General features: G+C 62.4%; 14 protein-coding genes and 2 pseudogenes. 6 read left to right on the top strand and 10 right to left on the bottom strand.

The window, feature by feature from the left end; genetic code table 11:
* The first annotated feature begins 198 nt into the window (after positions 1-198).
* Complete coding sequence (locus Q8X51_RS25135) at positions 199-1,068, top strand: isocitrate lyase/PEP mutase family protein (protein ID WP_065927560.1); 870 nt, start codon at positions 199-201, stop codon at positions 1,066-1,068.
* A 376-nt stretch (positions 1,069-1,444) separates the two neighbouring features.
* Entirely contained in the window at positions 1,445-2,767 is a 1,323-nt protein-coding gene (locus Q8X51_RS25140; RefSeq protein ID WP_315872418.1) for an OprD family porin, read from the top strand.
* A 52-nt stretch (positions 2,768-2,819) separates the two neighbouring features.
* Here Q8X51_RS25140 and Q8X51_RS25145 read toward each other — a convergent pair whose 3' ends face one another.
* The 3 genes and pseudogenes from Q8X51_RS25145 to Q8X51_RS25155 form a co-directional block, all read right to left on the bottom strand.
* Positions 2,820-3,404, bottom strand: a complete 585-nt coding sequence (locus tag Q8X51_RS25145; protein WP_249226984.1) for a methyl-accepting chemotaxis protein — start codon at positions 3,402-3,404, stop codon at positions 2,820-2,822.
* 3 nt (positions 3,405-3,407) lie between these two features.
* Positions 3,408-4,175: pseudogene (locus tag Q8X51_RS25150) on the bottom strand (PAS domain-containing protein); the annotation flags it as partial.
* A 124-nt stretch (positions 4,176-4,299) separates the two neighbouring features.
* The gene (locus Q8X51_RS25155) at positions 4,300-4,788 is read right to left on the bottom strand and encodes a winged helix-turn-helix transcriptional regulator (protein ID WP_065927563.1); all 489 of its coding nucleotides are present in this window, start codon (positions 4,786-4,788) and stop codon (positions 4,300-4,302) included.
* A gap of 107 nt (positions 4,789-4,895) precedes the next feature.
* Here Q8X51_RS25155 and fabF point away from each other — a divergent pair, with 107 nt between their 5' ends.
* The 3 genes from fabF (at position 4,896) to Q8X51_RS25170 (ending at position 8,667) form a co-directional block, all read left to right on the top strand.
* Positions 4,896-6,164: a beta-ketoacyl-ACP synthase II gene (gene fabF, locus Q8X51_RS25160; protein WP_065927564.1), complete on the top strand. Its 1,269-nt coding sequence runs from the start codon at positions 4,896-4,898 to the stop codon at positions 6,162-6,164.
* A 72-nt stretch (positions 6,165-6,236) separates the two neighbouring features.
* The gene (locus tag Q8X51_RS25165) at positions 6,237-6,617 is read left to right on the top strand and encodes a RidA family protein (RefSeq protein WP_027605818.1); all 381 of its coding nucleotides are present in this window, start codon (positions 6,237-6,239) and stop codon (positions 6,615-6,617) included.
* A 70-nt stretch (positions 6,618-6,687) separates the two neighbouring features.
* The gene (locus tag Q8X51_RS25170; RefSeq protein ID WP_065927565.1) at positions 6,688-8,667 is read left to right on the top strand and encodes a peptidase U32 family protein; all 1,980 of its coding nucleotides are present in this window, start codon (positions 6,688-6,690) and stop codon (positions 8,665-8,667) included.
* Here the strand turns inward: Q8X51_RS25170 and Q8X51_RS25175 are convergent.
* Positions 8,645-9,547 carry a DMT family transporter gene (locus Q8X51_RS25175; RefSeq protein ID WP_407694222.1) on the bottom strand — a complete coding sequence of 301 codons (903 nt, stop codon included), beginning with the start codon at positions 9,545-9,547 and terminating at the stop codon, positions 8,645-8,647. The genes Q8X51_RS25170 and Q8X51_RS25175 overlap by 23 nt on opposite strands.
* Positions 9,548-9,656: 109 nt before the next feature.
* Between Q8X51_RS25175 and Q8X51_RS25180 the strand changes: the two genes are divergently transcribed.
* Positions 9,657-10,100: an Lrp/AsnC family transcriptional regulator gene (locus Q8X51_RS25180; protein WP_407694223.1), complete on the top strand. Its 444-nt coding sequence runs from the start codon at positions 9,657-9,659 to the stop codon at positions 10,098-10,100.
* Positions 10,101-10,430: 330 nt separating this feature from the next.
* Here the strand turns inward: Q8X51_RS25180 and xylB are convergent, their stop codons facing one another.
* The 6 genes and pseudogenes from xylB to Q8X51_RS25210 all read right to left on the bottom strand — a co-directional run.
* Positions 10,431-11,891 (bottom strand): xylulokinase, encoded by a 1,461-nt coding sequence (gene xylB, locus Q8X51_RS25185; protein ID WP_407694224.1) that lies wholly within the window; start codon positions 11,889-11,891, stop codon positions 10,431-10,433.
* A 16-nt stretch (positions 11,892-11,907) separates the two neighbouring features.
* The gene (locus tag Q8X51_RS25190; RefSeq protein ID WP_065947019.1) at positions 11,908-12,900 is read right to left on the bottom strand and encodes a LacI family DNA-binding transcriptional regulator; all 993 of its coding nucleotides are present in this window, start codon (positions 12,898-12,900) and stop codon (positions 11,908-11,910) included.
* A gap of 21 nt (positions 12,901-12,921) precedes the next feature.
* Complete coding sequence (locus tag Q8X51_RS25195; protein ID WP_065947020.1) at positions 12,922-13,854, bottom strand: ABC transporter substrate-binding protein; 933 nt, start codon at positions 13,852-13,854, stop codon at positions 12,922-12,924.
* A 34-nt stretch (positions 13,855-13,888) separates the two neighbouring features.
* Positions 13,889-14,866 carry an ABC transporter permease subunit gene (locus Q8X51_RS25200; protein WP_027605811.1) on the bottom strand — a complete coding sequence of 326 codons (978 nt, stop codon included), beginning with the start codon at positions 14,864-14,866 and terminating at the stop codon, positions 13,889-13,891.
* Complete coding sequence (locus Q8X51_RS25205; protein ID WP_137211932.1) at positions 14,859-16,391, bottom strand: sugar ABC transporter ATP-binding protein; 1,533 nt, start codon at positions 16,389-16,391, stop codon at positions 14,859-14,861. The genes Q8X51_RS25200 and Q8X51_RS25205 overlap by 8 nt, the downstream gene beginning before the upstream one ends.
* 211 nt (positions 16,392-16,602) lie before the next feature.
* A pseudogene (locus tag Q8X51_RS25210) lies at positions 16,603-17,055 on the bottom strand (zinc-binding dehydrogenase); the annotation flags it as partial.
* Positions 17,056-17,185 lie beyond the last annotated feature (130 nt).

Consider the following 17,185-nt stretch of genomic DNA (forward strand, 5'->3'; position numbering starts at 1 on the left):
CCGCTGTAAACTTCTTATAATGCATAACGTAATTCTATAATAATGCGAAATAAGCATTTTAAGGCCAGCATGCACCATCTGTTTCCAGCATACCCCATGCTCAAACGTCATAATCCCCGACCCGCCTGCATGGTAATCTCGCGCGACCACGAATAGACATAGATCGTCACGTGACGATGACCAGAGCCAGGAAAGAACATGCCCAAAAAATCTCATTCGACGCTGCGCCGCAACTTCCGCGAATTGCTGGCCAAGCCGAGCTGCGTTGAAACCGCTTCCGTATTCGACCCCATGTCCGCCCGTATCGCGGCAGACCTGGGGTTTGAGGTGGGTATCCTGGGAGGGTCAGTCGCGTCGTTGCAGGTATTGGCGGCGCCCGATTTTGCCTTGATCACGCTGAGTGAGTTCGTCGAGCAGGCCACCCGTATCGGCCGCGTCGCCCAGTTGCCTTTTATTGCCGATGCCGACCACGGTTACGGCAATGCACTCAACGTGATGCGCACCGTCGAAGAGCTTGAGCGCGCCGGCGTCGCGGCATTGACGATTGAAGACACGCTGCTGCCTGCACAATTCGGGCGTAAATCCACCGACCTGATTTCCATCCAGGAAGGCATCGGCAAGGTCCGCGCCGCCCTGGAAGCCCGTGTCGATCCTGAACTGTCGATCATCGCCCGGACCAACGCCGGCGTGTTGTCCACCGAAGCGGTGATCGAGCGCACCCGGGCTTATCAGAAAGCCGGTGCCGACGGCATCTGCATGGTGGGTGTCAGCGACTTCGAGCACCTGGAGAAGATCGCGGAAAACCTCACCGTCCCGCTGATGCTGGTGACCTACGGCAATCCCAAGCTCAACGACGCCCAGCGTTTGGCGGATTTGGGCGTGCGCGTGGTGGTTGCCGGCCATGGCGCGTACTTTGCGGCGATCAAGGCTACTTACGACAGCCTCCGTGCCCAGCGCCAGCTGACCCACAGCACCTCGAACCTCAGTGCGACGGAACTGACCCATACCTACACGCTGCCTGAAAGTTACGTGGCGTGGGCCAAGGAGTTCATGGACGTGGAAGAGTAATAACTGCGTGGAGTAAGGGGCCAATTACTCCAGCGCCCTCGCCCTTGTTAGTTCAACTTAAAAACTCCCCATGGAAAAAAATCCGCCGTAGCAACTACGGCGGCAACCAAAGGGTATTGTCGAAGCAGAGCGGCTAAGACAGTCCCCACGCTACACCTCCCGCCGATTAAAAATAGTGAAGTTTAATTAATCGAGTTTCATCCCCGGCACACCTGCAGGCCGCGCAAAATCTGCCTGGAGTCAGCTTCGGCAAACCCGTCGAAGACAATAAGAAACCGTAACGCCTCACTTTAAAATTCTGCCCATACAAGCGTGTACGCCTGCCAGACAGTGCGGCGTTTCTGTGCGCGTTCATTATTCCGGGGAAGTTAATAACATGATTAAACAGTGGAGCCTGTTGGCGCTGGCGGTGTGCGCCAGTATCAGCCCCGTGGCGTTTGCCGAGTCCGTCACGGACCAGGCCGATGCCAAGGGTTTTATCGACGGCAGCAGCGTCACCGGCTTGTTGCGCAACTATTACTTCGACCGCGACCGTGCGAGCGGCAAGGCCGACAACCGCGACTGGGCCCAGGGCGCCATGCTCAACTACGCCTCGGGCTTCACCCAGGGCACCCTCGGCTTTGGCGTGGATGCCTACGCCTACGGCGCGCTGAAACTCGACGCTACCCACGCGGACGCCGGCACCGGCGACCTGCCGACCGATCGGCACGGCGATCCCGAGAATGCCTACGGTTCCGTCGGTGCTGCGGTGAAACTCAAAATTTCCAAGACCCAGTTGAAGTTCGGTGACATGCAGCCCACCGCGCCGGTCTTCGCCACCGGCGGCACCCGCCTGCTGCCGCAGACCGCCACCGGCTTTGATCTCACCAGCAGCGAAATCAGCGGACTGGACCTGGAAGCCGGGCACTTCACCAGCACCAACAGCGGCATGACCAGCAACCATGACCACGATATTTACGCCACCTACGCCAACGTGGCGGCCAACAGCGCGAGCTTTGTCGGCGGCAAATACACCTTCACCCCGTCACTGAGCGCGACACTGTATGCCGGCGAACTGGAAGACATCTGGCGCCAGTACTACACCAACCTCAACTACGTCATCGCCCTTCCCCATGACCAATCCCTGGCCCTGGACGGCAACCTGTACCGCACCCTCGACACCGGCGCCGCCAAGGCCGGCGCGATCAACAACACCACCTACTCGGTGGCGGCGGCCTATTCGTTCCTGCAGGCGCACACGCTGACGCTGTCGTTCCAGAAGGTGCACGGCGACACGCCCTTTGACTACATCGGCACCGGTAACAACGGCGCGGGTGAAGGTGGCGATTCGGTGTTCCTGGCCAACTCGGTGCAGTGGGGCGACTTCAACGGGCCGGGCGAGCAGTCGTGGGGGATTCGTTATGACTTGAACATGGCCAGTTATGGCGTGCCGGGGTTGAGTTTCATGAGCCGTTATATCAACGGTTCGGACATCAACGGCACCCACACCCCGGTCAACAGCGCCTATGCCGGCGATTACGGTGCCGACGGCGCCCATCACGAGACGGACGTGGAGGCCAAATACGTGATCCAGAGTGGCCCGGCGAAAAACCTGTCGTTGCGCGTGCGTGATGCCATCGTGACGTCCAACGCCGACCAGCGCGATGGCGACTTGAATGAGCTACGGGTGATCGTCGACTACCCGTTCACCTTGCTGTAAAGGGAGCCTTGTCAGGAGAGGGAATGGCTCCCTCTCCACGCCTAAGACGCGATCAGCCTACCCAGCCGACGGCAGTTTTCGGAATCACTTCCGACTCATCCAGTTTCGACGCAAACATACTCACAGCCTGCACCGCATCACTGGTGCTGGTGCGAATCTGCAAAATCACCGAACCCGCCTGGTCCGCCAGGTTCACACCGCGTTGCGCGCCCTCTTGGGTGGAGCTCATGCTGGCCACCGCGTCGCGGGTTTCCGACAGGATCATGCCAATCATCTCGGCGATTTCCGCGGTAGAGCGGCTGGTACGCCCCGCCAACTGCCTGACCTCATCGGCCACCACGGCAAAACCACGCCCTTGGTCGCCCGCACGGGCAGCCTCGATGGCCGCGTTGAGGGCCAACAGGTTGGTTTGGTCGGCGATGCCTCGAATGGTATTGACGATGGCGGTAATTTGCTCGGAGCGCTCGCCCAATTGCCCGACCAGACGCGCCGATGCGCCGATGTTCTCGGCGATCCGGCGCATCTCTGTCGCCGTATCCTGGATCACCTGGGTACCGTGCTCGGCAAACCGCTCGGTCTCGGAGGAAATATGGTAGGCCCGGGAGGCGCCGCGTGAGTCTTCCTCGAACTTTTCCACGCGTTCAGTGATGTCACTGGCAAACTTGACGATCTTGATCAGCGTGCCGTCGCCGTCGTAGACCGGGTTGTAACTGGCCTCCAGCCACGCGACACGGCCATGCTTGCCGAGACGTTTGAATTGCCCGGTGAAAAATTCACCGTTGTTCAAGCGTCGCCAGAAGTCGGTGTACTCGCTGCTGTTGATCAGGCTGGGTTCGCAAAACAGGCGGTGGTGCTTGCCTTTGATTTCGGCCAGCGTATAGCCCATGACGTGCAGAAAGTTCTCGTTGGCGTCCAGCACCTGACCGTTCAAGTCGAACTCGATCACTGCCATGGCCCGATCCACTGCGGCCAGTTTGCTGCGGGTCGCCGCCTCCTGTTCGACTTTGGCGGTGACATCCAGGGCGTACTTGACCACTTTCAGCACTTGGCCACGCTCATCCAGCACCGGGTTGTAGCTGGCTTCCAACCAGACCGTCTTGCCGTGGGCATCCACGCGCTTGAAGGTGCCCGACACGAACTTACCGGCCTTGAGTTCCCCCCAGAACTGGCTGTAGGCCGGGCTGTTGGTCAGCGCCGGCAAGCAAAAGTCCCGGTGGGATTTGCTCGCCAACTGGTCGCGGCTGTAGCCCAGGGTTTTCAGGAAATTATCATTGGCACGCAGGACCTTGCCGTTGAGGTCGAATTCGACTACCGCCATGGAGCGTTCCAGGGCGCTGATCAGTCCTTTGTACTCGGTGACTTCGGCCGTCCTGGCCGCCAGTTCGGTTTTGAGTGTTGTATTGAACATGACGAGCCCTCAGCCGTGCGGAAAAACCTGTGTCTTGATTCGCTATCGGCTGGGAAATACGCGACTTTAAGGGGCGCAGCAGGATTATTTTCTGGCGTCAAATTATTGCTTGAGCCCGCAGGATTCAAGGCTTTGCGGCAAGCGAAGCCAAGCGCTCCCGCATACCGGTACTGGCCGCCGGGCCGGCCTGCAACACACAGTCCTCCAACGGCACGATGTGTCCCTCTGCACTCGCCAACATCGGCTGCACCGGCCGCCCCGTGTCCCGCTCGACCAACTCGACACTGGTGCCTTCTTCGGCGTAATGCCGGTTGCCCCACGCCACCAGCGACATCAGCACCATGCGGAAATCCTCGCCCTTGGCGGTCGGCACATATTCATAGCGCGGCGGCCGCTCACTGTAGGCCCTGCGCTCCAGCATCCCCGCCTCCACCAACGCTGTCAGGCGGCGCGTGAGCATGTTTGGCGCAATGCCCAGGCTGCGCGAAAACTCATCGAAGCGGCGCAACCCCTGCAACGCGTCGCGCATGATCAGGATGCTCCACCACTCCCCTACCCGTTCGAGGCTGCGGGCGATGGGGCATTCGTCGCGGGTCAGGGACTTGCGTTGCATAAAGGTTCCTAGGGGCCGGTGCAAAGTTGTGTGACGCCATGTTACTTTCATCATGATAGTGACGTCCATAGAGTCTGAACCCTCAATGCAACCGGAGTCGATTGATCATGAGTAAACGTATCGTTGTGACAGGCATGGGTGCGCTGACACCGTTGGGCGCTGACGTGGAGTCAACCTGGAAACGCCTGTTGAACGGGCAGTCGGGCATTCGTCGCCTGCCTGAAGAACTGATCGGCGACCTGGCTATCAGCATCGGCGGCCAAGTGCAGAGCGTGCTGCAGGACCCTGAAGCCGGGTTCGATCCTGATCGCCTGCTGGCCGCAAAAGAGCAGCGCAAGATGGACCGTTTTATCCTGTTCGCCCTGGCGGCGGCCGACGAAGCCCTGAAGCAGGCCGGCTGGGCCCCGAACACCGTGCAGCAGCAGGAACGCACCGCCACCATCATCGCCTCGGGCGTCGGCGGTTTTCCGGCCATCGCCGAGGCGGTACGTACCACCGACAGCAAGGGGCCGCGACGCTTGTCGCCGTTCACCATTCCATCGTTCCTGAGCAACATGGCCGCCGGGCATGTGTCGATCAACTATGGCTTGAAAGGCCCGCTGGGAGCGCCGGTCACGGCCTGTGCGGCGGGGGTGCAGGCGATTGGCGACGCTGCGCGGATGATCCGTGCCGGTGAAGTGGACGTGGCGGTGTGCGGTGGCGCCGAAGCGGCGATCCACCGCGTCAGCCTGGGCGGCTTTGCGGCGGCGCGGGCGTTGTCCAGCGACTTCAACGACGCCCCCGAGCGCGCCTCGCGCCCGTTCGATCAGGCGCGTGACGGCTTTGTCATGGGCGAAGGCGCCGGCATCCTGGTCATCGAGGAACTGCAACACGCCCTTGCACGCGGTGCCCAGCCGATTGCCGAGCTGGTGGGCTATGGCACCAGTGCCGATGCCTACCACATGACCGCCGGCCCGGAAGACGGCGACGGTGCGCGCCGGGCGATGACGCAGGCGTTGCGTCAGGCGGGGATCGAGGCGTCCGCGGTGCAGTACCTGAATGCCCACGCCACCTCGACGCCGGTGGGCGACAAAGGCGAATTGGCAGCCATCAGGACCGTATTCGGTGTGGGTGGCCACCTGGCGATCAGCTCGACCAAGTCCGCCACCGGCCATTTGCTGGGCGCCGCGGGCGGCATTGAGGCGATCTTCACCGTACTTGCCCTGCGCGATCAGGTCGCACCGGTGACCCTCAACCTGGAACACCCGGATGACCTGGCCGAGGGGCTGGACATGGTACGCGGTGACGCGCGGCCGATGGCGATTGAATACGCGCTGTCCAACGGCTTCGGGTTTGGTGGCGTGAATGCCAGCGTGTTGTTCCGCCGCTGGGTATAAGCCAGCGGTTTGCCCCTGGGATTGTTTTCGGGGACCATGGCGCCTTTCCGTTACTGCCAACCAGAGGCGCCCATGGCCAACCACGACCTGTCCTACACCCCCGATCCGGATGCCGACTCGATTTCTTCCGACGTTGTCGGTTTCAACGGCATCCTGGTCTCCACCCAGATCCCGACCCGCGCCGACGGCAGCCTGGAACTGGGCGATATCACCCTGCAAAGCGAATGCACCCTGCAAGCGCTGAAAGTGGCCCTGGAAAAGGCCGGCAGCTCCATGGACCGGGTCATGCACCTGACCATTTATCTGACCGATATGGCCGACCGCGCCGCCTTCAATGAGGTCTACAAACGCTTTTTTGCCAAGCCATGGCCCGTGCGCGCGGCGGTTGGCGTGGCTGCACTCGCCGTAGACGGCATGCGCGTGGAAGTCACCGCGATGGCCGCTCAAGCCTGAAGTAATGCCGGTCAGGCATTTCACAGCTACAATGCGCGCCTCAACCGTGACAAGCCTGACTAAAAAAACTATGTCCTTGCCCAAGCATCACCTGGAATTGCTCAGCCCTGCCCGCGATGTCGCCATCGCGCGCGAGGCCATCCTGCATGGCGCCGACGCCATCTACATTGGCGGCCCGAGCTTCGGCGCGCGCCATAACGCGTGCAACGAGGTGAGCGATATCGCCCAACTGGTGGAATTCGCCCGTCGTTACCACGCCCGCGTGTTCACGACTATCAACACCATCCTGCATGACAACGAACTCGAAGCCGCGCGCAAGCTGATCCATCAGCTCTACGACGCCGGTGTCGACGCGCTGATCGTGCAGGACCTGGGCGTGATGGAGCTGGATATCCCGCCCATCGAGCTGCACGCCAGTACCCAGACCGACATCCGCACCCTGGGCCGCGCCAAGTTCCTCGACCAGGCCGGGTTCTCGCAGTTGGTGTTGGCCCGCGAGCTGAACCTGCAGGAAATCCGCGCCATCGCCGACGAGACCGATGCCGCCATCGAGTTCTTTATCCACGGCGCCCTGTGCGTGGCGTTCTCCGGGCAGTGCAATATCTCCCACGCGCAAAATGGCCGCAGCGCCAACCGTGGCGACTGCTCCCAGGCGTGCCGCCTGCCGTATACCTTGAAAGACGACCAGGGCCGCGTCGTGGCCTTTGAAAAGCACCTGCTGTCGATGAAAGACAACAACCAGAGCGCCAACCTGCGTGCGCTGGTGGAAGCCGGCGTGCGTTCGTTCAAGATCGAAGGCCGCTACAAGGACATGGGCTATGTGAAGAACATCACCGCCTATTACCGCCAGCGCCTCGACGAAATCCTCGAAGACCGTCCGGACCTGGCCCGCGCGTCCAGCGGCCGTACCGCGCATTTCTTCCTGCCCGACCCGGAAAAAACCTTCCACCGTGGCAGCACCGACTACTTTGTCAGCGATCGCAAGATCGACATCGGCGCCTTCGACACCCCGACCTTCACCGGTTTGCCGGTGGGCGTGGTGGAAAAAGCCGGCAAGCGTGACCTGCAAGTGATTACCCATGAGCCGCTGTCCAACGGCGACGGCCTCAATGTGCTGGTCAAGCGCGAAGTGGTGGGTTTCCGCGCCAACATCGCCGAGCCCAAGGGCGAGTTCGAGGAGGACGGCGAGAAGCGTTACCGCTACCGCGTCGAGCCGAATGAAATGCCGGCCGGCCTGCATCAGTTGCGCCCGAACCACCCGCTGAACCGCAACCTCGACCACAACTGGCAGCAGGCGTTGCTCAAGACTTCGGCCGAACGCCGTATCGGCCTGTCATGGGTCGCGCGTTTGCGTGAAGAGCAGTTGGACGTCACCGCGACCAGCGAAGAAGGCATCTGCGCCAGCGTCACCCTGCCCGGCCCGTTCGGCGTGGCCAACAAGCCGGAACAGGCGCTGGACACCCTGCGCGACCTGCTTGGCCAACTCGGTACCACCGAGTATCACGCCACCCGTATCGAACTGGATGCACCGCAGGCGTTCTTCATTCCCAACTCGCAGCTCAAGGCATTGCGCCGCGAAGTGATCGAAGCGTTGACCGCCGCCCGTGTTGCCGCACACCCCCGTGGCGGGCGCAAGGCCGAGACCACGCCGCCGCCGGTGTACCCGGAAGCGCACCTGTCGTTCCTGGCCAATGTCTACAACCAGAAAGCCCGCGACTTCTACCACCGTCACGGGGTGAAGCTGATCGACGCAGCCTTTGAAGCCCATGAAGAGAAAGGCGAAGTGCCGGTGATGATCACCAAGCACTGCCTGCGTTTCTCCTTCAACCTGTGCCCTAAACAAGCCAAGGGTGTGACAGGGGTGAAGACCAAGGTCGCGCCGATGCAGTTGATTCACGGCGATGAAGTGCTGACGTTGAAGTTCGACTGCAAACCCTGCGAAATGCACGTGGTGGGCAAGATCAAGGGGCATATCCTTGGGTTGCCACAGCCGGGCAGTGTGGTGGAGCATTTCAACCCGGAAAATATCATCTTTCAGGGCACGCACTGACCCTGTGGGAGCGGGGCCACCACCAGCCCCGCTGCAACCCCGCCGCCGCCAGCAGGATCGCCGCCACACCCAGCCATTGCAGCCAACCCAGGCGATGCCCGAAGGCAATCCAATCGACGAAGATCGCCGCAATCGGGTAGATAAACGACAGTGCACCGGTGATGGCGGTGGGCAGTTTCTGGATCGCGCCATACAGCAACACGTACATCAAGCCGGTGTGCACCACGCCGAGCGTGACCAATGCCGCCCAGGCGTTGGTGGTGGCAGGCAAGCTGTTCCAAGGCACCAAGGGCGCCAGTAACACTGCGCCGGTGGTCACCTGGATCAACGCCATCAAATGCGGTGGTACGTCCTTCAAACGCTTGATGATCAGTGCGGCAATCGCGTACAGCAATGCCGCGCCCAGTGCCAGGGCAATGCCTGCAAGGTAATCGTCGCCGGTTGGCTGATCGCCATGGGCCGTGACAATCGCCAGCATTCCCAGGAACGCCAGGCTCAGCCACGCCAGTTTCTGCACGGTGATCTTTTCCCCGAGGAACAGCGCCGCCAGCATCACCAACATGAACGGCTGCACGTTGTACACCGCCGTACTGATGGCGATCGAGGCGCGGGAATAGGATTCGAACAGCAGCAACCAGTTGCCGACAATCGCCACCCCACTGAGCATCGCCAGGCCGAACGTGGCCCAACTGAGCAGGTCCAGGCGCAGGTAGCCGAGCAGCGCGCACACCAGCAACAGGGTCAGGCCGCCGATCACGCAGCGCCAGAACACCACTTCGAGCACCGACACGCCGGACACCAGCACAAACCAGCCGATGGTGCCCGAGATCAGCATGGCGGCGATCATTTCCCACGAACCGCGACGGATGGATGAATCCATGATTGATGCTCCTCAAGTGAGGCTCAATTATGGCAATCTGCTTGTGCGCGGCTCCAGTGACTAAAAAAGGCAAAATCCCGCAATCACCTTTTCTTATTAGGCGAACACCATGATTGACACGATCGACCAGCAACTGATCGCCGCTTTGATGGATGACTCGCGGTTATCCCTCAAGGCCCTGGCGGGCATCACCGGGCTGTCCTCGCCCAGTGTGGGCGAACGCCTGCGCCGCCTGGAAGAACGCGGCGTGCTGACCCACTACACCGTCGACGTCGACCCCAGGCACTTCGGCTACCTGCTGCAAGCCATCGTGCGCATCCGCCCCCTGCCCGGCAAATTGCAGGAGGTGGAGCGCCAGATCCAGGCGATCCCGGAGTTCACCGAATGCGACAAGGTCACCGGCGAAGACTGCTTTATCGCACGCCTGCACGTGCGCACCATGGACCATCTCGACAGCCTGCTGGATCGGATCAATGCCTATGCCGAAACCAACACCGCCATCGTCAAGAAAACCCCGGTGAAGCGACGTTTGCCGCCGCTGACCAACGACTGAACCGTAACACACCGATTCCTGTGGAGAGTGGGCCTGATGTGGCGAGCAGGCTTCCTGTGGCAGGCGGGCTTGTTGTGGTGAGGTGGCAAGCAGGCTTGTTGTGGTGAGGTGGCTTGTTGTGGTGAGCGGGCTTGCCCCGCGCTGGGGCGCGAAGCGGCCCCTAAACCTGACTACTCACTATGCCTGGATAAACGCGGTGCCTTTATTGGGGCTGCTTCGCAGCCCCGCGCGGGGCAAGCCCGCTCACCACAACAAGCTCACTCACCACAGCAAGCCCGTTCCCCACACAACAGGCCCGCTCACCATAACGGGCCCGCTCGCCACAGGAGCCTAGTCGTGAAGGGCCTTGGCGGCGGGCAGCAAACTTTGAAACTTGCGATAACGCGCCGCCAACACCGGCTGCTGCGTCAGGTCAGGTGTGTACCGGGCTTTAACCGGCATCCCCGCCGCGAGCAGCTCCGCCCCCTGCCCCATCGCCACAAACCCGAGCTTTGCCGCGCCAATACACGCGCTCAATTCACTGCCCTGCAAGGTGAAGATTTCCCGCTGCAGGATATTCGCCAGCAGCTGCGCCCAGTACTCACTGCGCGCACCGCCACCCACCAGGGCGCAGGCTCCCACGTCGGCGCCGGTCGATTGCACCGCGCGCAACGCATCGAGCAAACCGAAACCCACCCCTTCCATCACCGCGTAACCGAGCATCGCCGGTGTGCAGTCGTGGCCCAGGTTCATGAAGCCGCCGCGCAGCAAAGGATCGTTGTGGGGTGTGCGTTCGCCGGCCAGGTACGGCAGGAACAACGGCGTCTCCAAAGGCACGTGCTGCTCAATCGGCAATTGTGCCTGCACCTGCTCCAGCAACGTTTGCTCATCGGCCATACCCGTCAGCCGTGTGACCCAGCGCAGGCAACTGGCGCCGGCGAGCATGGCGCCCATGGTGTACCAGCGGTTGGGCAGCGCGTGGCAGAAGCTGTGCACTGCACTGGCCGGGTTGCCTGCAGCGTGATCGGTGATCGCAACAATGGCCGCGCTGGTGCCAAGGGTAATAAAGCCATCACCGGCGTTGACCGCGCCGATGCCGACCGCCGCCACAGGGTTGTCACCGCCACCGCCGGCAATCACCACCTCTGCTGACAGGCCCAGTCCCGTGGCCGTCAACAAAGCGCTCGCCGCACCACCCTCCACCAGCCTGGGCAATTGCCCGGGCGTAAGGCCTGTAGCGCGAACCATCGGGGTAAACCATGCCCGCCGCGCCACATCCAGCCACAACGTACCCGCCGCGTCGGACATCTCGCTGATGCGCTCGCCACTCAAACGCAAGCGCAGGTAATCCTTCGGCGACAGCACGCAATCAATCGCCTGGAACACCTCGGGCTCATGCCGTTGCAGCCACAGCAGTTTCGGCGCGGTCAGCCCGGCCATCGGCAGGCTGCCGGTGACGTCGGCGAAGCCGGGCCCCAGCTGTTCGGCTTCGGCCATTGCACGGGAGTCGTCCCACAGGATCGCCGGGTACAATACGCGGTTGTCCGCCCCCAGCAACACCGCGCCGTGCATCTGCCCCGACAGGCCGATACAGGCCACGCGGGTAAACGCCTCGTGTCCGCGCAGTTGCGCCAACGCCTGCAAGCAGGCTTGCCACCAGTCTTCCGGCGCCTGTTCAGACCAGCCGCTGTGCCGGCGCGACACGCTCAAGCGCACGCCGGCATGGGCCAGCACCGCGCCCGTGGCGTCCATGAGGATGGCTTTGAGTTCCGACGTGCCCAGGTCAATGCCCAGGGAAACAGGACTGTTCATGCGTGTGTTATTCCCATCAATGACAGCCACAGGAGTTACGTAACTGCAGGGTCGGTGCCAGGCGCACGCTCTGGGGCGCTGCGTCAGGCGACGCCATGCGTTGCAGCAACAGGTCGACCGCGCGGGCGCCAAGGGCCTTGACCGGCTGTGCGATCAGGCTCAAGCGCGGCACGAAAAAATCCGCCCAGTCAAAATCATCAAACCCCACCAGGGCCATTTGTCTCGGCACTTCAAGCTGCGCGTCACGCAAGGCGTGCATCGCGCCGAGGGTCATCAGGTTATTGCCGGCCATGATCGCCGTGGGTGGCGAAGCCAGGCCCAGCAACTGCGCCGTGGCCTGGCGCGCCGGTTCGGTGTTGGAGCCACCGTTGACCAGCAACTGCGGATCGAAGGCCAGCCCCGCCGCGTGCAACGCCGCGCAGTAACCCGCCACCCGCTCATCTGTGGTGCTGAACCCCGTGCGCCCGGCGATAAAACCGATGCGGCGGTGCCCGTGCCCGATCAGGTGCTCAATCAGGGCCTGGGTGGCCTGGGCATTCTCCACCCCGACCTGGTCAAACTGCTCGCTCATCATGCGGTCCACCAACACCGCCGGAATCTCGTTGGCGCGCATGTACTCCAGGGCCATCGAACCGTTCGAAGGCGCCAGCACAATACCGTCGACCCGCCGGTGATGCAGCGCCGTGACGACCCGCAGCTCCTGCTCCGGGTCGTCGTGGGTGTCGACAAACAGCATCATGTAGCCGTGCTTGGCGCACTCGGTTTCAATCGCGTGCACCGTCTCGCTGAAGTAATGGTTGGACAGCGCCGAAATCGCTACGCCAATCGTGTTGGTACTCGACCGCGCCAGCGAGCGTGCCAGGGTGTTGGGGATATACCCCAGCGCCTGGATCGCCCGCTGCACCGCCAGCACCGTGGCCGGGCTGACCTTGCGGGTGCCGTTCAACACGTGTGACACGGTCGACGTCGACACCCCCGCCCTGCTTGCCACGTCATCCATGGTCACCACGACGCTGTTCCTCTCAGGCTATCAGTGTTTACTCGACCAGCCGCTGTACGTACCGACGTTGTCGCGGGTGATCAGTTTTGGCGTGAGCAGGGTCACCGCTTCGGCCGGGGCTTTGTCATTGAGCAGGTCATTGCCGACATTCACCGCCGTCTGCGCCATGGCCCATGGGTCCTGGCTGGCAGATGCCTGGATCTGGGTGTCGGTCTTCAGCGCGTTCTCGATATCCGGCGCGCCGTCCACCGAGGTGATGATGATGCCGCTGCGTTTGAGCTGCTTGGCCGCCAGGTCGCTGCCGATGGCTTGCGGGTCGTTGATCGCAAACAGGCCGTCGATTTTCGGGAAGCGCGTGAGGTAGCCTTGCATCACGTTCAGGCCGCCTTCGCGGGAGCCTTTACCGTCCTGGTCGTCGGACAGCACCTTGATGTCCGGCGCGCCGGCCAATGCGGCTTTACAGCCTTTGACGCGGTCGGTCACGGCGGTGACTTGCGGGCCGTTCTGGATAATCACGTTGCCCTTGCCGGCAAGCTTGTCCACCAGGTATTGGCAGGCCAGCTTGCCGGCTTCGACGTTGTCGGTCTGCACGGTGGCATTCACGCCCTTGGCGTCCACATCCACCGCCACCACGACGATGCCGGCATCCCGGGCTTTCTTGATCGCCGAGGCCATGGCCGAAGGGTCGACGGCGTTGATCAGAATCAGGTCGACCTTGGACGAAATAAAGTTATCGATCTGCGAGAACTGCTTGCTCAGGTCGTAGTCGGCGGACACCGAGGTGACCTTGACGTTGGGGTTCAGCTCCTTGGCCCGGGCCGTGGCGCCATCGGCCAGGGTCACGAAATACGGGTTGCCGAGCGAGCCCATGCTGATGCCCAGGGCCTTGAGTTCGCGGGCCTCTGCGGCTTGGGACATCAGGGCAGCCAAGGCAATGACGGGAAAGATGCGTTTAAGGTTCATGCGGGTCTCTCTTGTGATTGTTGTATGAGTGAAATCAGGTCCGTGCACCGGACTGGCGGTAGCGATCCAGCGCGACCGCGCCGATGATCACAATGCCCTTGATGATGTATTGCCAGATGTCCGACACCCCCAGCAGCACCAGGCCGTTGGTGAGCACCGCGATAATCAGCGCGCCGATCAGCGTGCCGCCGATGGTGCCGACGCCGCCGGTAAAGCTGGTGCCGCCGAGGATCACCGCGGCAATCGCATCCAGCTCGTAGGATTGCCCCAGTTGCAGGCCGTTGGCGGCGAACAGGCGCGAGGCGCTCATCACCGCACCCAGACCGGCCAAGGCGCCGGACATGGCGTAGACGAACAGCAGCACCTTCCACACCTTGATCCCGGAGAGTCGCGCCGCTTCGGGGTTGCCGCCCACCGAATAGATCTGTACGCCCATCACCGTGCGGCGCAGGATGAACCACGACAGCGCCACCACCGCCACGGCGATCACCACCAGCCAGGGCACGCCGAGGATCGAGTCGTTGCCGATAAAGGCAAACGGCAGGTCGGGGTTGAACACGGTCTTGTCATCCGCCAGCAGACGCGCCAGGCCGCGCATGGCGGTGAGTGCGCCAAGGGTGACGATAAACGGCGGCAGGCGCATGAAGGCAATCAACCCACCGTTGACCAGGCCCAGCAGCAGGCCGAAGCCGATACCGGCCGCAATCCCGAACATGCCGAACTGCGGCGACATCGACGCCTGCAGCGCCACCACGGCCGACGCCGCCAGGATCGCGCCCACCGACAGGTCGATCCCCGCCGTGAGGATCACAAAGGTCATGCCCGCCGCCAGCACCACGTTGACCGAGGCCTGCTGGGTGATGATCGACAGGTTTTGCATGGTCAGGAAGTTCTCGCTGGCCAGGGCGAAGCCCACCAGCAACAAAATCAGCACCGGCAACATACCGACCGTGCGCATCAGTTCGCGGGCACGTTCGGCCTTGCCTGTTGTTGCAATCATCGAATCAGCCATGGGCAACCACCTGATCGCCACCAGTGGCGAGGTCAATAATACGTTCCTGGGAGATGACGTGACCGGAGGCCCCGCCGACTTCGGCCACCAACTGGCCTTCGCGCATGATCAGCACCCGGTCGCAGGTGCCGATGATTTCCGGCAGCTCGCTGGAGATCACCACGATGCCCACGCCGGCCTGCGCCAGTTGATTGATGATGCGGTAGATCTCGGATTTGGAGCCGATGTCCACGCCGCGTGTGGGTTCGTCGAGGATCAGCACGTGGGGCTTGACCTCCAGCAGCCGCGCCAGCAAGACCTTCTGCTGGTTGCCGCCGGACAGCGTGCCGACATTGACCTTGCCCGACGCCACGCGAATCGACAGCGACTTGATCGCGTCATTCGAGCGTTGCGCGGCGTGAGCCCGGTCAAGCACGCCACCGGCACGGGCATCCGGCACACAGGCGCAGACGTTGATGTTGTCGGCCACGCTCATGTCCAGGAACAGGCCCTGGGCCTTGCGGTCTTCGGTGAGGTACACCACGCCGGCACGAATCGCATCCGCCGGGTTGCGCAGTTGGGTCACGGTCTTGCCCACCACTTCCAGGGTGCCGCTGGTGCGCGGATCGGCGGCGAAGATCAGCCGCGCCAACTCGGTGCGCCCTGCCCCGACCAGCCCCGCGATACCCAGCACTTCACCGGCATGCAGGTCGAAACTGCAATTACGCACGCGCTTGCCATCGGCCATGTCACGCACGCGCATCACCACCGCACCGGGGTCGTAGGCGGCGTGTTCCTTCTTGTAGAAACCGGACAGATCGCGGCCCACCATCATCTTCACGAGGACTTCGGCCGACAGCGCGTCGCGGCTCAGTTCGCCGATGTATTGGCCGTCGCGCAGCACCGAGACACGGTCCGACAGTTCATAGATCTCGGCCATGCGATGACTGATGTAGATGATCGCCAGGCCCTGGCTGCGCAATTGCTTGATCAGCGCAAACAGGCGGTCGGTCTCGCGCGACGACAGCGGCGTGGTCGGTTCGTCCATCACCAGGATCCTGGCATGGGCGTGCAAGGCCCGGGCGATTTCCACCAGCTGACGCTCGGCAATCGACAGGCTGCTGACCTTAGTGGCCGGGGTGAATTCGGCGCCCAGACGCTGCAGCACTTCGACGCAACCGGCTTGCATGCCCTTGCGGTCGATGGTCCAGCCACGGCGCAGTTCGCGGCCCAGGTAGATGTTCTCGGCCACGCTCAGGTTCGGGCACAGGCTCAATTCCTGGTAGATCACGGCGATGCCGAGGGCTTTGGCGGTGGCGGGGGTAAAGGTGGCGACGGCCTGGCCGGCCATGCGGATTTCACCGCCGGGATCGGCCTGGTAAGCGCCGGAGAGGATTTTCATCAGGGTCGATTTGCCGGCGCCGTTCTCCCCCATCAAGGCGTGGATTTCGCCGGGGTAGACCTTCAGGCCGACATTCTTGAGCACGCGCAAACCGTTGAAGGTTTTGCTGATGCCCTGCATCTCGAGCAAGGGTTCAAGGCTCATCAATGAGCTCCTGGTTTTATTATTTTTGTCGTTCAGCCCTCTTTGATCAGAGCCGATTGCCACCGACTCTAATCAGATACATTTACTTACGCAAGCGCTTGCGCAGCCCGTTTGTCGCTAGAAGAAACGTTTCACCAAGCGCATAAAGTGCAATTTTGGCATTTCTAACGTTTTGGCAGCCTGCGCACCAGGGTGTTCTGCGCGCAGGCTTTCAAGGCGTAATCGCGACTTTCATCACCCCATCGCGCTGATGGGCAAACAGTTCGTAGGCCGCCTCGATGTCGTCGAGCTTGAAGCGGTGGGTCACCAGCGGCGACAGGTCCACCCCGCCGCTGGCGACCACCGCCATCAAGCGACGCATGCGTTCCTTGCCGCCGGGGCACAGGGTCGAGACGATGCTGTAATCCCCCAGGCCTGCGCCAAACGCGTCATAGGGGATGCGCAGGTCGCTGGAGTACACCCCAAGGCTGGACAAGCGGCCACCGGGACGCAGCACGCGCAAGGCCGATTCGAAGGTGCCTTGGGTGCCCAACGCCTCGATCGCCACATCCACGCCACGCCCGTCGGTCAGGGCCATGATCTGCTCGACCACGTTGCCTTGCTTGAAGTCGACGATATGGGTCGCGCCCAGTCCACGGGCGACGCCCATCCGTTCGCTGACGCCGGCTCTCATGGTTGCCATGATGTGACCTCCTGCTGGGCATGTGGGGTGGGACCAGACTGCGCCGCGACGGCGGGCCGAACGTTGATCATGGTCAACCCTTTGCCGCTGCGCATGACCGAACGTCGCCTGC

Source organism: Pseudomonas sp. Yb2C2 (assembly GCF_052112325.1).
GTDB lineage: Bacteria > Pseudomonadota > Gammaproteobacteria > Pseudomonadales > Pseudomonadaceae > Aquipseudomonas > Aquipseudomonas marginalis.

Bases quoted from the DNA above. Each gene is read 5' to 3' on its own strand.
- Q8X51_RS25135 (WP_065927560.1), top strand. From the start codon at position 199: ATGCCCAAAAAATCTCATTCGACGCTGCGCCGCAACTTCCGCGAATTG.
- Q8X51_RS25140 (WP_315872418.1), top strand. From the start codon at position 1,445: ATGATTAAACAGTGGAGCCTGTTGGCGCTGGCGGTGTGCGCCAGTATC.
- Q8X51_RS25155 (WP_065927563.1), bottom strand. From the start codon at position 4,788: ATGCAACGCAAGTCCCTGACCCGCGACGAATGCCCCATCGCCCGCAGC.
- fabF (WP_065927564.1), top strand. From the start codon at position 4,896: ATGAGTAAACGTATCGTTGTGACAGGCATGGGTGCGCTGACACCGTTG.
- Q8X51_RS25165 (WP_027605818.1), top strand. From the start codon at position 6,237: ATGGCCAACCACGACCTGTCCTACACCCCCGATCCGGATGCCGACTCG.
- Q8X51_RS25170 (WP_065927565.1), top strand. From the start codon at position 6,688: ATGTCCTTGCCCAAGCATCACCTGGAATTGCTCAGCCCTGCCCGCGAT.
- Q8X51_RS25175 (WP_407694222.1), bottom strand. From the start codon at position 9,547: ATGGATTCATCCATCCGTCGCGGTTCGTGGGAAATGATCGCCGCCATG.
- Q8X51_RS25180 (WP_407694223.1), top strand. From the start codon at position 9,657: ATGATTGACACGATCGACCAGCAACTGATCGCCGCTTTGATGGATGAC.
- xylB (WP_407694224.1), bottom strand. From the start codon at position 11,891: ATGAACAGTCCTGTTTCCCTGGGCATTGACCTGGGCACGTCGGAACTC.
- Q8X51_RS25195 (WP_065947020.1), bottom strand. From the start codon at position 13,854: ATGAACCTTAAACGCATCTTTCCCGTCATTGCCTTGGCTGCCCTGATG.
- Q8X51_RS25200 (WP_027605811.1), bottom strand. From the start codon at position 14,866: ATGGCTGATTCGATGATTGCAACAACAGGCAAGGCCGAACGTGCCCGC.
- Q8X51_RS25205 (WP_137211932.1), bottom strand. From the start codon at position 16,391: ATGAGCCTTGAACCCTTGCTCGAGATGCAGGGCATCAGCAAAACCTTC.